Source organism: Rhodococcus pseudokoreensis, from assembly GCF_017068395.1.
Classification (GTDB): domain Bacteria; phylum Actinomycetota; class Actinomycetes; order Mycobacteriales; family Mycobacteriaceae; genus Rhodococcus_F; species Rhodococcus_F pseudokoreensis.
The window spans coordinates 4,039,916-4,054,195 of record NZ_CP070619.1 but is presented as its reverse complement, the minus strand read 5'-3'; the positions used below and the strand labels follow the sequence as shown (position 1 = coordinate 4,054,195).

Genomic DNA, 14,280 nt, shown 5'->3' with positions numbered 1-14,280 from the left:
GGTGCCGTGAACATGAAAAACCTCGTTGGTTCCGACCATTCCGTGCAGATCTCCGGCCTGCAGAAGCACTTCACCCGCCCGCACAGCGGCGAGGTGACCCGCGTCATCGACGATGTCAGCTTCTCCGTGCCGCAGAACAGCTTCTTCACCCTGCTGGGGCCCAGTGGGTGCGGCAAGACGACCACCCTCCGCTGCCTCGCCGGGCTGGAGACCGCCGACAGCGGCGAGATCTGGATGAACGGTCAGGCCGTCTTCTCCGCCGCGGCGGGGCGCGACGTTTCTCCCGACGTCCGGCCGATCGCGATGGTGCCGCAGTCCTACGGAATCTGGCCGCACATGAAGGTGTTCGACAACGCCGCGTTCCCCCTGCAGTACGGCCGGAAGACGTACCCTCGCGCCGAGCGGGAGCGTCGCGTCCGGATGATGCTCGAACAGGTGGGCCTGTCGGAGTACGCGGACCGATGGTCCACCCAGCTCAGCGGCGGTCAGCAGCAGCGCCTGGCGCTGGCCCGCGCGCTGCTGTGCGAGCCGGAGGTCCTGCTGCTCGACGAGCCGCTGTCCAACCTGGACGCGAAGCTGCGCTCACAACTGCGCGCCGAGTTGCGCTCGTTCCAGCAGAAGTTCGGCGTCACCACCATCTACGTGACGCACGACCAGGGTGAGGCCCTGGCCATGTCCGACACGATCGTGGTCATGAACCGTGGCCGGGTCGAACAGATCGGGTCCCCGAGCGAGATCTACGACTCGCCGGCGACGCGGTTCGTGGCCGACTTCGTCGGCAGCGCCAACCTCATCCCCGGCGTGCTCGACCGGCCGGCGGGCTCCGGCGACCGCGTCGTCGACGCCAAGACGACCGTCGGAGTGGTGCGGTGTGAGCGTTTCACCACGCCACCCACCCCGCCTGCCGCCGGCCAGGAAATGTTCGTGTGCATCCGGCCCGAAAACATCCGCATCATCCCCGAAGATCGGGAAACCCACGGCCCCAACCGGTTCCCGGGACGCATCGTGACCACCGAGTATCTCGGCGACCGCCAGGAGATGGTCGTCACCGTCGGGGACGTGTCGCTCCGCGCGCACGCCGACGCGCACCTGCGGGCTCACCCGGGCGACGACGTGACCGTCGTCCTGGACCCGGCATGGACGGTCGCGCTGTGGTCATGAGTGCCGGGTGGGAACGTGCGGCCGGCGTGTTGTCCTGAGTCGGCCGAGGACCTCCTCACGAATCGAGGAGGTCCTCACCGCCAGTGTTCAGCCGACGGGAGCGCCGAACCACCGCGACAGCTGCTTGTCGAGTCCCGTCTGGTCGTCGCCGGTCCAGGCCACGTGGCCGTCCGGTCGGAGCAACACGGCCGGCACGCCCACCTCGGCGCCGGCATCGTCGACGGAGTCGACCCGATCCGCCCAGCCGTCGACCGAGAGCCGGCCGGTCCGGTCGAGCAGAAGTCCTCGGCCGCGGTGCATCCGCTCGTACAGGCGCCCGCGCCCCAGACCGATGTCCCGCAGCCGCCTGCCGAGCAGTTCATTTCCGTCGCCGAAGTCGTAGCGGACCCCGATGGCGGTGATCTTCTCCATCAGATATCGGCTCACGACCTCGAAGTCCATCAGCTCCGTCACCAGACGGCGCACGGCCTGGGGGCCCGGCTCGGTGGACATGAGCTCGCTCTGCGCGCGGGTGTTGTTCAGGACGTCGGCGCCCACGGGGTGCCGTTCGGAGTGGTAGCTGTCCAGCAGATCGACCGGCGCCCAGCCGTTGATCTCTGCAGCCAGTTTCCACCCGAGGTTGAAGGCGTCCTGGATTCCGAGGTTGAGGCCCTGACCTCCCAGCGGCGGGTGCACGTGCGCGGCGTCGCCTGCCAGGAACACCCGTCCGACCCGGTAGCGCTCGGCCTGACGGGTGGCGTCGCCGAAGCGGGAGAGCCAGCGTGGTGAGTGGACACCGAAGTCGGTGCCGGCGAACGCGCGCAGCTGCCGCTTCACCTCGTCGAGCGTCGGGGGGACCGTGCTGTCCTCGGTGACCTTCTCGGCGGGGACGACGACCCCGTACAGGCCGTTCCCGGCGGGACCGACGCCGAACCCCTTGTGGGTCTTGCGAACCTCGGCCACGATGGCGGCCAGTTCCTCCGGCGGGGTGGTCACCTCCATCTCGCCCCGTAGCCACTCGACCTTCGCGGGTTCGCCGGGGAATCCGACGCCGAGCAGCTTGCGGACGGTGCTGCGGCCGCCGTCGCAGCCGACGAGGTAGCGCGCACGCAACCGGGTCTCAGCCAGGTCAACGGTTACTCCGTCGGCGTCCTGGCTCAGGCCTACCAGTTCGCTGCCGCGCCGGATGTCGGCTCCGAGTTCGGCGGCGTGCTCGGCCAGCAGGCGGTCGGTGACCGGCTGGGGGATGCCGAGGATGTAGGCGTGCGCGGTGCCCGGATGTTCGGGCCACGGTTTGTCGATGCCGGCGAAGCGACCGCCACCCGGGTACTGCTTGCCGTGCTCGAGGAACCGTTCGAGCAGCCCGCGCTGATCGAGGATCTCGATGCTCCGCACGTGCAGGCCGAGTGAACGGACCTGATCGTTCGGCTGGGTCTCCTTCTCCAGCACCAGCACGTCCACACCGTGCAGCCGCAATTCGGCGGCCAGCATCATGCCGGTCGGGCCGCCGCCGGCGATGATCACATCGGTCATGAAATCCCCGTTCATCCCTTCCGCGGATCCAGCTGGTCGTCCGATGTCGGGAAGTTCAGCTGAAGTGCTCGCCGGGCCGACGACAGGTGATGCCGCATCGCCGCGGCGGCGGACTCCGGGTTGTGCGTGACGATCGCCGCGAGGATGGCTTCGTGCTCCCTGACGGAGTCGGTGCGCGGGTTCGCGCGGCGGTCCGCGTCGCGGTACTGCTGCACGACGAGCGGATAGAGCAGGCTGTCGACGAACCTGGTGAGCGTGGCCTGCCGCGCCGCCTGCTTGACCTGTTCGTGAAACTTGCGGTTGAGGTTCCAGTATTCCTCGCGCCCACCCGGTACCTGCAAGTCCCACATGCGCTTACAGGTCTCGGTCATCGCGGCGATGTCCGCCTCGGTGGCGCGTTCGGCGGCCTTCGCTGCCAGCGCCGACTCCAGGACCGCGCGGGTCTCGAGAATTTCGATCGCCTCGTCCACCGAGAACGACCGGGTGCGCGCGCTCCGGTTCGCCTCGGTGGTGACATAGCCCTCCTGCGCGAGGCGCGCCAGCACCGAGCGAATCGTCCCGCGCGAGACCTGGAGTTGGGTGGTGAGTCCAGACTCGGTGAGACGGGAATCCGGTTCGTAGTGACCGGAGAGGATCAGGGCGCGCAGGTCGTGATACGCCTGCAACGTCCGGTTGGCGCCCGCATCGGGGCCGCCCTCGTTGTCCGGGTCTGCGCCCGCAGCTAGCACCATCGTGTGTCACCTGACTCGCCGGGAGGAGTGAGCATCGTCATCATCGGAGCCTCACCCGTCATGTTGTACAACAACATCGAATGTATCGTGTCGAGCGCTCGTTGCGAACACGGTTCGGGGGCATGAAAATCTTCCCTTCCTGAGTCGATCAGGTCCGTACTGACGTGCACTATTGTTGCACAATTTCAAGCCCGGTCCGATGTCTGCATGGTTGCCTCGACCGGCCACAAGGGACTTCCGGTGATCGCCTGCAGACGCCTCAGGTGGCGGTGCTCGATGAGGCGCAAAACTGTGCTGCGCAAGCAGTTGACGGAAGCGCTCGGGCCCAAGTGCGGGCACGACACGCGCCGACAATGGCCACCAATGGACTTCCGTAGGTGATGATCGCTGGATGGATCCGCTGCAACTCCTCACGCATCTACTCGAGCAAGCAGCCTTGATCGACATCATGGCGGTCGTCGTAGTCACCGGTGGAGTTGTAGCGGCCATCTGGATGGTCTGGACTCGCCTATTTCCACGAGCTAGCGCTCTCGCCGTGCACACCGAGGTGCCTCCCATCGAAGGTTACAGTGACCCTGGGAGCTATCCCTCGCTCGAGCTTATCGAGGGATACATCGAAAGAACCGTCGATTCACAGGAACGACGCGTTACCAGCATGGACCAACGAGGAGGGGTGCTACTCGGTTTTGCCGGTGTCATTGTCGGACTTGTGTTCCGGGACATCGACCATCTGCATGGCTGGGGGATTGTCGGTGGCGTTCTCGCGGTCCTAGCGGGCGCATTGGCCGGGGCTGTTATTTTTCCTGGCACAGCCAACACGCTCTCCCCGGTCGAACTGCTCGAGGGGTATGCGTTGGAGGACCCGGCGGTGACCAGGTTCAACACACTGTCCACTTTGGCGGACTTGTTCAAAGAGGAGGAAGGTCGAGTTCGACGGAAGGGCCAGCTGTTGCAGGGCGCTACCCTCTTGCTTCCTCTTGCGGTACTGGTCCTCTTCATCGGGGCTATTCTGAATTACTAGATCGACGCGTAGCCGAGGAGGCGCAATGAGTGAATCAACCCAAGTTGAACGCGCGCCCAAGGCTGCACCGAGGGTGCGACTGAGGTCGGACCCAAATCTGGTCGGCAATCTCGACGGTGACCAAGGCTCGGTCGCGCGGGCTAAGCGGTACATCGAGCAGAAGGAGACTGAGCGCCGTGGCGAAGAATCAAAGTGAAGCGTCACCGGGAGGGACAGCGCCACCTCAGCCCACCGCCACTGATCCGCAGCCGAAGGCCAGGGCACCCCGGGTGAAAGCATCGTCGGATCCTCGCCTGAAGCAAGAAACCATGCAAAACAAGGTCGACAAGGCGACCGAGGCTCGCGACCTCTAAGAATGCTGCGCTGTGGGCTCGCCAACGCGAGTTGAGAGCCCTTATAGTGTGCCCGCTGCGTCGCCGGCCCCGGGTATGTGCAGGTTGAGGGGTGGAAGCGATTGCCATCCGCCTACCACCCGACTCGGTTGACTCACCTGTCTGCAACTTGAACACGAATATCTACAACATGGGCCAAGCGATCAACAGGACGATTAAGCCGCTTGGGTAAGTTTGGGTGGAGCTGAGGCTGGCATGGAACCCATACCAGCCTCAGCTCAGGTACCTACGCCACGTCGGTGGGGCGCACCCACTTCATGTCGACGAACTGCTTGAACTTGGCGATGAGATCCTCATCGTTCTCGTGCGCGCGCCGAGTGACGTTGAGGTTGGTTACACGACCACGACCGAGACCCGGTTCGTTCATCAGCTGATCCTTCGGGGTCTTGACCAGCTTTCCAGTGCTCAAGCGCACTGCCCGTTCGAGCTGGGCGTAGCCAAGCACCTTGGTCTCGTAGTACCTACCCGCCGGCATCAGCAGCGTCGACCCCACCCAGCCGCTCGGGACGAGGTCGTAGCGGGCGCGGGAGAGGTCTCGCCCCGGGTGAAGTCGCCGTCAGGGTGGGCGGCCAGATTGTCGCGGCGGGTGACGGTGATGCCGCCGGTCTCGACCATCGTGGTTGGCTGGTTGCAGAACACCGTCGGAACACACCCCCGACGTGGACGCCGAACCCACCAACCCTGCCGAGGCGCCGAGCAGCCGGGGCCGGGCCGATCGGAATCGTGCTCGATAATGGGCGCATGCGGTCGCGGAAGAAGATCTTGGACGCCACGCTCGAATTGATCGCGAGCGACGGCTTCGAAGGGGTCACCATCGCGGCGGCGGCCGGCGGTGCGGGCGTCACGCGCCAGACCGTGTACTCCAACTTCGGCTCACGCGAGGAACTGGTCTCGCAGGCGATCTCCGGTCTCGCCGTCGAGGTGCTGGGCGGGATCCGCTCCAGGCTGGACGCCACCGACACCACCTGCGAGTACGTCGTCGAACTCATCGTCGCGGGCCGGGAAGCGGTGCGCACGCATCCGGTGCTGGCCGCCCTGCTCCAGGCGGAACGGGGCAACCCGGTGTTCGACACGGGCATGATGTCTCGCGCGAAACCCGTAGCGCGCGAACTGCTCGCGCCGCTCGCCGAGCGCGACCCCGGTGTGGAGCCGAGTCTGGACGACATCGTGGAGATCGCGCTGCGGCTGGCGTTGTCGGTGGTCCTCTTCGACGACGACGCCGTCCACGCCGACGACGACCTGCGCCGGTTTCTCACCCGCTGGCTGCTGCCCGCGATGCCGGCGTAACCGCAGACCCAGTATTTCTTGACACATCTGGCTCGAGGTGTCTAGTTTGAGCACGCCCAAGTGAAGTGCTCCACGCTGATCGATCGACATCTCGCCGAGTGAGTCCGTCTGTGATCTGGGGGAAATCTGTGCCTGCACTCAACCGCCGTTCCTTTCTCGCCGGGGCCGCCGCCGCGGGCCTCGCGCTGGCGAGTCCGACTGTCGCGCAGGCCGGGACCGGCCGCCGCGCGACCGTTCCGCTCACGCGCGAAGACCACCGGGTCATCGTCGTCGGGTCGGGATTCGGTGGCGGCGTCGCCGCGCTTCGGCTCGCGGAGGCGGGCGTGCCCGTTCTGGTACTCGAACGCGGAATACGCTGGCCGACAGGGCCGGACGCGGAGACCTTCCCCCGTGCGACCGCCCCCGACAAGCGGATCCTCTGGTACCGGTCCAGTCCGCAACTGTTCGGCAGGCCGGTGGCGCTGGAGCCGTACACCGGCCTTCTCGAGGCGGTGCCCGGCGACAACATGACCGCACTGTGCGCCGCGGGCGTCGGCGGCGGTTCCCTTGTCTACCAGGGGATGACGTTGCAACCGGCCGAGGCCGTCTTCAACGCGCACCTGCCCGAGGCTCTCGACTGGGCCACGATGGACCGGGTGCACTACCCGCGGGTCGCGCGCATGTTACAGCTCAGCGTCGCCCCCGACGAGTTGATCGACAGCCCGAATTATCAGGCGGCGAGAGTGTTTGCGCAGAACGCGCAGCGCGCGGGGCTCCCGGTGTCGAAGATCCCGATGCCGATCGACTGGAACTTCGCGCTCGACGAACTCCGCGGCCGGATGAAGCCCTCGTACACCAACGGCGACGGCGCACTCGGGGTCAACAACGGCGGCAAGCACTCGGTCGACGTCACGTACATCGCCGCCGCGGAGGCGACCGGCCGCGTGACGGTGGAAACCCTGCACCAGGTCACCGACGTCGAGCGGGCCGCGGACGGCCGCTGGACGGTGTACGTCGACCGGATCGACACGTCCGGCACCGTGCTCGAGAACAAGATCCTCACCACGAATGCCCTGGTGATGGCAGGCAGCCTGAACACCACCAAATTGCTGGTGCGCGCGGCGGCGACGGGCCGAATTCCGGACCTGCCCGACGGACTCGGGGGCGGCTGGGGCACCAACGCCGACCGGATCTACGTCTGGACGAGCCTCGAACAAGAATTCGGTGTGCCGCAGGGCGGTCCGGTGGTCTACGGCAGTCTGAACTGGGATGACCCCGCCGCCGCGGCCACGGTCATCCAGGCGTCGATACCTCCGCTGTCGTTCGACGCACGCAGCACCATGCTGGTCGGCTACGGCGTCAGCGAGGGGCGGGGGAGTTTCGTGTACGACCCGGCCACCGACGACGCAGTGCTGCGCTGGCCCAAGGAGGGCGACGCCGTCATCCAGAACGGCACCATCGATCCGATGGTGCGGCAGATCGCCGGTCCGGCAAGCATCCTCACGGACACCAACGCACTGTTCCCCTCCACCTGGCACCCGCTCGGCGGGGCGTCGATGGGCTCGGTCTGCGATCTCGAAGGCCGGGTGCTCGGCCAGCGCGGACTGTACGTGCTCGACGGCGCCCTGATGCCCGGCAACACCGCCGCGTGCAACCCGTCGATGACCATCGCCGCGGTGGCCGAACGCGCGATGGACCATCTGGTCGCCCGGGACGTCGGAACGGTTTTCTGACCGACGATTTCGATCCGTAACGAATCGTCCCCGGAATCGGACATATCAGCGGAATCCGAACCAGGGGAGGGATCGACGTGAGTCGAGTAGTGCGACGGTTGATGATCGGGGTGCTCGCGGTGAGCGCATGGATCGGGGGCGCCGCGCCGGCGTTCGCCGAGCCGCCACAGTTCGACGGCGTGACCACCCTCCAAGTTCCCGGGACGGTGGTCGGCTGGCCGTTGACCCGCGGCGGCGCGTTCTACAACATCGTCGTCCACCACGGGCACGGGCAGATCTATCCGACCCCGGACGGCTACGGATACGAATTCCAGTGGATCAACCTTTCGACCGGGGCCTCCGGGGTCATCACCGACCTGACCCCCGGCCGGGACGCGGTCACCACCGGACCCGGCCAGATCCTCGTCACCGTGACCGCTCATCTCCCGGGACTCTACGACGTGTACGGCACACCGAGCGTCGGCACGTTCTACGTGACACCGTAGAAGGCGTGGACCGACTCGAGGAACTCGTCGCGCGCGCCCGGGCGCTGGCCGTGCCGGGCACACGCCGCGTTCTCGGCATCGCGGGACCGCCGGGCTCGGGAAAGAGCACGGTGGCGGCGGCGGTGCTGGCAGAGTTGGGGTCGTCCGCGGTGGTCGTGCCGATGGACGGATTCCACCTGGCGGGTGCGGAACTGGCCCGCCTCGGCCGGGCCGGACGCAAGGGCGCACCGGACACCTTCGACGCCGCCGGGTACGTGGCGCTGCTGCGCAGGCTGCGGGACCCCGACCGCGAGACGGTGTACGCCCCGCAGTTCCACCGTGAGGTCGAGGAGTCGTACGCCGGGTCGATCGCCGTCCCGCCGGACGTTCCGCTGGTGATCACCGAGGGCAATTACCTCCTCCTCGACGAGGGACCGTGGTCGGCGGTGCGTGGCCTGCTCGACGAGGCGTGGTTCCTCGCCCCGGACGGGGACGAACGCGTCGCCCGACTCGTCGAGCGGCACGTCCGGTTCGGCAAGTCGCCCGACGAGGCGCGAGAGTGGGTGCGGCGCAGCGACGAACGCAACACCGCGCTGGTCGCGCCCGGCCGCGCCCGGGCCGACGTCGTCGTCCTCGGAGACCCGGTGTGACCCGGTTCAGGCCGGGTACTCGATGGTCTCCATGCGACCGCTGGTGAGCGAGCGGGTCGCGGCCTCGGCGATCGCCTGCGCCTTCAACGCCTCCGACAGCGTGGGTCCGATGGGGGCGCCGTTCTCCAGCGCGTCGACGAAGTGGTCGAGCGCGGTGCGGTAGCTGGCCCGGATCCTCTCGAACCATCCCGCGTGCATCCCGTCGTCGACGACGCGGCCCGCGCTGTACCGGGAGACGGATCCGGCGCGCTGACGTCGAGCCTCGACCATGCCCGTGGAGCCGAGGACCTCGATGCGTTCGTCGTAGCCGTAGCCGATCCGCCGGGTGCAGTCGATCTGGACGAGTGCGCCGCCGGGCAGACGCAGCGTCACCGCCGACGTGTCGACGTCGCCGTACTCGGCGAGGCGGGGTTCGGCCAGCGTGGAACCGGTCGCGAACACCGAGTCGGGGTCGAGCCCGGAGATCCACCGCGCCAGGTCGAAGAAGTGGACGGTCTGGTCGCGCATCTGCCCGCCCGAGACGGCGATGTAGTCGAGGGGCGGCATCGCCGGGCCGCGGCTGGTCATCTGGATCAGCTCGACCGAGCCGATCTCGCCGGACGCGACCACCCGCTGCAGTTCGGCGTAGTCGCGGTCGAAGCGGCGGTTGAAATCGACCATCGCCCGCAGTGACCGGGAGTCGGCGAAGCGCACGACGTCGACGGCGTGCGCGAGGTCGAGATCGATGGGCTTCTCGCACAGGGCCGGGATTCCCGCCGTCGCCGCGGTGCGGAGGTGCTCGGCGTGGGTGTCGGTGGACGACGCGATGAAGACGGCGTCGATCGCCGTGGGATCGAAGACTTCCGCGAGATCGGTGGTCGCGCGGCTGCCGTGCCGCTTGGCGAGGGCCGTCGCGCGCGCGAGATCGATGTCGAAGACCAGGGCCAGGTCGACGTCGGGGTGCGCGGCGAGGTTGGCGCCGTGCACTCCGCCGATGAAACCGGCTCCGATGAGGGCGAATCGCTGCATGTCAGATACCGACCTTTTCGTGTGCGAAAGCGGGAACGACCCAGGCCGAGTCGGCGGCGTCGGAGGCGGCCGTCGCCTCGACGAACTGGACGCCGATCAGCCCGTCGCGTCCGGTGGGGAAGGAGAGATCGCGGACGGTGGTGGGATCGCCGTCGCGGCGGGCGCGGAGTTCGTCCGCGAGGTCGCGGTAAAAGTTCGCGAACGCCTCGAGGAAGCCCTCGGGGTGTCCCAGACCGGGACGGGTGAGCCGGGCCGCGTCCTCGGACAGTGTGCGCATTCCCTGCGCGAGGATCGTGGTGCCGCCGTCGAGGTCTCGCACCGTCAGGTGCTGCGGATCTTCGTGCCGCCATTCGATGCTCGCGGTGTCACCGAAGACCCGGATGCGCAGGCCGTGCTCGTTGCCGGTAGCAGCCATGCTCGCCCACAGCGTCGCGGGTGCCCCGTTGGACAGGGTGAGGCGCACGGTGGCGTTGTCGAACACCCGCCGTCCGGGGACGAGGGTGTCCAGTTCGGCAGACACCCGGGTCGCCTCGAGGCCGGTGACGAAACGCAACAGCTGGAAGGCGTGGGTGCCGAGATCGCCGACGACGCTGGGGAATCCCGCGACGTCGGGGTCGGTGCGCCACCGCGCCTGCCGATGTTCACCGAGTTCGAGGGGTGTCGCCGCCCACCCGGACGCGTGTTCCACCGCCACGAACCGGATGCGTCCGAGGTCGCCGTCGCGCACCATCCGGGCCGCGTGCCGGACCATGGCGTACGCCGAATAGCAGTGCGGAACGGCCAGAATGGCGCCGGACGACTCGGCGATCGCGACGAGTTCCGCGGCCGACTCCGAGTCGCGGGTGAGGGGCTTCTCACACACCACCGAGATGCCGGCCTCCAGGAACGTGCGTGCGATGTCGAAGTGGCTGTCGTTGGGGGTGGTCACGGCCACCACGTCGACGCCGTCCTCGCGGGCGGATTCCCGTTCGGCCATCTCCCGGTAGTCGCGGTAGGTGCGCTCGGCCGGAACACCGAGGCTCTCTGCGATCTGCGCCGACGACGCGGCGTCCCGCCCGAAGACCCCCGCCTGCAGGTCGTATCGGTCGTCCAGGCGCATGGCGTAGCGGTGGGTCTTGCCGATGTCGGCACCCTGCCCGCCGCCGACCATACCCGCGGACAGCCGCAGGCTTCCGTGCTTGCTCAACTCGGCTCCTTCCGGAAAGGGACAAACGTGGACCGGTCCCAGTTGTGATGAGCGTAACACGGCCCCGGCTCCATATGCTGTCCCTCGTGAACGAATCAGATCGCGGCACGGCCGAGGGTGGGACTGCGGACGTGGCCCCGGGTGCACCGTCGTTTCGCCCACCGACGATCCGCGACGTGGCCGCGCGGGCGGGGGTGTCGAAATCGCTGGTGTCCCGGGTGCTCCGCGGCGAGGCGAATGTCAGCGCCGCCCGCCGCGAGTTGGTCACGCAGGCGATGAAGGAACTCGACTACCGGACGAACACCATTGCCCGCGGACTGTCCGAATCACGCAGCGGCACAGTCGGGGTGATGTTGAACGACCTCCGCAATCCCTGGTTCGTGGAATTGCTCGAGGGGATGACGACGACGCTCGACGCCGTCGGAATCGCGCCGGTGCTGGCCGATAGCCACCTGGATCAGCGCGTGGGGCGGGATACCGTCGAGACCCTGCTGTCGCAGCGGATCGACGGGTTGGTGGTGGTGGGCACCACCGATGCCGGCCCCGCGATCGAACGGGCGGCCGCCCTCGTTCCCGTCGTCCTCGCGGGAACCCACGAACCGAGCCTGCCGAACGTCGACATCGCGGCGGACGACGACATCGCCGGTGCCCGGTTGGCCACCCGGCATCTGCTGGACCTCGGCCATCGGCGGATCGCCTACCTGCAGGGTCCCGGAGTGGTGGGCACGCTGCGCCGGGACGGGTTCACCGAGGCGATGACCGAGGCCGGGTGCGGCGACCTCGCGTCGGTGCAGTTCGCAGGCATGACCGAGGAGAGCGGATACGTCGCGGCCGGGCGGGTGCTCGACGCCGAAACCCGGCCGACGGCGATCCTCGCGTTCAACGACGTCACCTGCGTCGGGGCGTTGTCGGCGGCCGACGACCGCGGCCTGAGAGTCCCCGACGACCTCTCGCTCGTCGGGTACGACGACACGTATCTCGCACGGATCCGGCACCTGTCGCTGACGTCGGTCAACAACGGCAATTTCGCGGTCGGTGCGCAGGCCGCGAAATTTCTGCTGCAGCGGCTGGAGCGACCGTCACAGCCGCGGCGCATCCACCTGCACACACCGACGCTCAGTGTTCGCCGTTCGACAGCGGCGCCCGGCGGCGGGAAGGGGTGACCTTCCTGCTGCCGGGCGCCGCGGTGGAACGTGAAAACAGGTACTACTGAGGTGTTTTGACGGCGAGAACCGGGATCGGGGATTGCAGGATGAGCCGCTGGCTCACGCTGCCGAGGAGTGCCTTGCCGACCGCGCTGCGGCGTTTGACCCCGATTACGAGGCGTTCGATGTCGGGCCGGTCGTCGATCAGATCCAGCACGGCGGTCGCGGGATCGCGGTCGCCGCGGCCGATCCGGTCGAGGACGGTCACTCCGTCGTCCGCGAGGGTGTGCACCTCTTCGGGTTCGGTGAGGGAGAGGTTCACCACCAGCAGATCGGTGTCCAGCATCGCGGCTTCCTTCTTGCCGGCGAGGAGGGCGTGCGATCCTTCGGAGGTATCGGTCACTGCTACGAGCACTGTCATGGGATCAACCTTTCAGGAGACTCGGTGCGTCGGCGGTCACGAATACTCGCGCCGGAACTGCTCTTCGAGCTCCTCGAGGGAGCGGCCGCGGGTTTCCGGGACCTGGGTGGTGATGAACACGAGAGCCAGCACGCCGAGGCCGGCGAAGATGAAGAACGTAGCCGCGATTCCCAGTGCCGCCACGAGCGGCGGGAAGACAAGCGCGACAATAGCATTCGCGATCCACAGCATGAAGATGCAGATGCCGATGGCGAAGCTGCGGATCTTCAGCGGGAAGATCTCCGACAGCATCAGCCACACCAGGGGGCCGATCGTGCCCTGCATCGAGAAGACGAACAGAACCACGAACACGAGGATGAAGTAGGCCTTCGCGGTGCCGTCGGGCAGCAGGAATGCCGACAGGCCGACGAGCAGGTGGAACGTGGTGGTGAGCACGAAACCGCCGATGAGCATCTTGCGACGGTCGATCCGGTTGATCAGGGCGATGCCGGTGAGGACGCCGAGCACGCTGAACAGTCCGTTGAGGGTGTTCGCGACAATGGCTGCGTTGGAGGAGAATCCGGCGTCGCCGAGCAGCTGGGTGCCGTAGTACATCACCGAGTTGATGCCGGTGGCCTGCTGGAACACGCCGAGTCCGACGCCGATGAAGATGAGGCGGCGGATCCACTTCACCGACAGGTCCGCGGGCCCGCCGGTCTGCGCCAGTTTCTCTTCCTCCGCGAGCGCCTGGACCTCCGCCAGTTCGGCACGTGCCCGCTCCGGGGACCGGACCTGGAGGAGCACGGCAAGCGCTTCGTCGTGCCGATCCTGCGACATCAGCCAGCGCGGACTCTCCGGCATCCTCAGCATTCCGGCGAACAGGACGATGGCCGGAGCGACGGCGATCAGGAGCATGAAGCGCCAGACGCTCTCGTGCTCACCCCAGATGTTGAAGATGACGGCGTTGATCACGAATGCGGCGAACTGCCCGCACACGATCATGACTTCGTTGCGGGAGACCACGCTGCCGCGCCGTTCGACGGGGGAGATCTCGGCGAGGTAGACGGGCACCGTCGCGGAGGCACCGCCGACGGCGAGGCCGAGGATGAAGCGGAACAGCGCGAGGATCTCCCACGTGGGGGACAGCACGCAGCCGATGGTGCCGATCATGAAGATGATGGCGAGCACCAGGATGTTGTGCCGGCGTCCGTACCGGTCGGACATCCGGCCGCCGATGAGGGCGCCGATCGCGGCGCCGAAGATCAGGATGCTCACCACCAGGCCCTCGGTGAACGAGGTGAGCTGGAGGTCTTCCTTGAGCGGTTCGAGTGCGCCGTTGATGACTCCGGTGTCGTATCCGAAGAGCAGGCCGCCGAAGGTGGCGACGACGGCGATGACGCCGAGCCTGTGCGAGTGCCGTCCAGGCGCGTCGGCGGGCAGGTGCTGGGCGGTAGTTCGGGTGAGATCGCTGGCCATGAACATCTCCTCGACGTATTCCATGTGCAGAACACGTAATGTGTTTATGTCCGGACAAAGCTAACCCATTGTGACTCGAGGCACAACGGCTAGCTGATCGTCAGGTGGCTCTCGCAGTTCGAGCAACCGCTACCT

The 14,280-nt window shown here is 67.4% G+C and carries 14 protein-coding genes; 7 read left to right on the top strand and 7 right to left on the bottom strand.

Annotated elements, in window-relative coordinates; genetic code table 11:
• Window positions 1–12: 12 nt before the first annotated feature.
• Window positions 13–1,161: an ABC transporter ATP-binding protein gene (locus JWS13_RS23705; protein WP_241032272.1), complete on the top strand. Its 1,149-nt coding sequence runs from the start codon at window positions 13–15 to the stop codon at window positions 1,159–1,161.
• Between the two features lie 87 nt (window positions 1,162–1,248).
• Here the strand turns inward: JWS13_RS23705 and rox are convergent, their stop codons facing one another.
• A complete protein-coding gene (rox, locus tag JWS13_RS23700; RefSeq protein WP_206007733.1) occupies window positions 1,249–2,673 on the bottom strand; it encodes a rifampin monooxygenase in 1,425 nt (474 codons plus the stop codon).
• 11 nt (window positions 2,674–2,684) lie between these two features.
• Window positions 2,685–3,404, bottom strand: a complete 720-nt coding sequence (locus JWS13_RS23695) for a GntR family transcriptional regulator (protein ID WP_087555256.1) — start codon at window positions 3,402–3,404, stop codon at window positions 2,685–2,687.
• A gap of 391 nt (window positions 3,405–3,795) precedes the next feature.
• Between JWS13_RS23695 and JWS13_RS23690 the strand changes: the two genes are divergently transcribed.
• The gene (locus JWS13_RS23690; protein ID WP_206007732.1) at window positions 3,796–4,425 is read left to right on the top strand and encodes a hypothetical protein; all 630 of its coding nucleotides are present in this window, start codon (window positions 3,796–3,798) and stop codon (window positions 4,423–4,425) included.
• A 618-nt stretch (window positions 4,426–5,043) separates the two neighbouring features.
• On the opposite strand, the gene JWS13_RS23685 is transcribed toward JWS13_RS23690, so the two are convergent.
• Entirely contained in the window at window positions 5,044–5,310 is a 267-nt protein-coding gene (locus tag JWS13_RS23685; protein WP_206007730.1) for a hypothetical protein, read from the bottom strand.
• 248 nt (window positions 5,311–5,558) lie between these two features.
• Between JWS13_RS23685 and JWS13_RS23680 the strand changes: the two genes are divergently transcribed.
• The 4 genes from JWS13_RS23680 to JWS13_RS23665 all read left to right on the top strand — a co-directional run bounded on the left by JWS13_RS23680 (window position 5,559) and on the right by JWS13_RS23665 (window position 8,930).
• Complete coding sequence (locus JWS13_RS23680) at window positions 5,559–6,104, top strand: TetR/AcrR family transcriptional regulator (protein WP_206007728.1); 546 nt, start codon at window positions 5,559–5,561, stop codon at window positions 6,102–6,104.
• 128 nt (window positions 6,105–6,232) lie between these two features.
• Window positions 6,233–7,816, top strand: a complete 1,584-nt coding sequence (locus JWS13_RS23675) for a GMC oxidoreductase (protein WP_206007726.1) — start codon at window positions 6,233–6,235, stop codon at window positions 7,814–7,816.
• Window positions 7,817–7,893: 77 nt separating this feature from the next.
• Window positions 7,894–8,301 carry a hypothetical protein gene (locus JWS13_RS23670; protein WP_241032271.1) on the top strand — a complete coding sequence of 136 codons (408 nt, stop codon included), beginning with the start codon at window positions 7,894–7,896 and terminating at the stop codon, window positions 8,299–8,301.
• Window positions 8,302–8,306: 5 nt separating this feature from the next.
• Entirely contained in the window at window positions 8,307–8,930 is a 624-nt protein-coding gene (locus JWS13_RS23665) for a nucleoside/nucleotide kinase family protein (protein WP_206007724.1), read from the top strand.
• A gap of 6 nt (window positions 8,931–8,936) precedes the next feature.
• Here the strand turns inward: JWS13_RS23665 and JWS13_RS23660 are convergent, their stop codons facing one another.
• Window positions 8,937–9,938: a Gfo/Idh/MocA family protein gene (locus JWS13_RS23660; protein WP_206007722.1), complete on the bottom strand. Its 1,002-nt coding sequence runs from the start codon at window positions 9,936–9,938 to the stop codon at window positions 8,937–8,939.
• 1 nt (window position 9,939) lies between these two features.
• On the bottom strand, window positions 9,940–11,124 hold the full coding sequence (locus JWS13_RS23655) for a Gfo/Idh/MocA family protein (RefSeq protein WP_206007720.1): 1,185 nt from the start codon (window positions 11,122–11,124) through the stop codon (window positions 9,940–9,942).
• Between the two features lie 86 nt (window positions 11,125–11,210).
• On the opposite strand from JWS13_RS23655, the gene JWS13_RS23650 reads away from it, so the two are divergent.
• Entirely contained in the window at window positions 11,211–12,287 is a 1,077-nt protein-coding gene (locus JWS13_RS23650) for a LacI family DNA-binding transcriptional regulator (protein ID WP_241032270.1), read from the top strand.
• A 43-nt stretch (window positions 12,288–12,330) separates the two neighbouring features.
• On the opposite strand, the gene JWS13_RS23645 is transcribed toward JWS13_RS23650, so the two are convergent.
• Together JWS13_RS23645 and JWS13_RS23640 are read right to left on the bottom strand one after the other, a co-directional pair.
• On the bottom strand, window positions 12,331–12,690 hold the full coding sequence (locus JWS13_RS23645; RefSeq protein WP_124391936.1) for a universal stress protein: 360 nt from the start codon (window positions 12,688–12,690) through the stop codon (window positions 12,331–12,333).
• 36 nt (window positions 12,691–12,726) lie between these two features.
• Entirely contained in the window at window positions 12,727–14,169 is a 1,443-nt protein-coding gene (locus JWS13_RS23640; protein WP_206007718.1) for a sugar porter family MFS transporter, read from the bottom strand.
• Window positions 14,170–14,280: the final 111 nt, after the last annotated feature.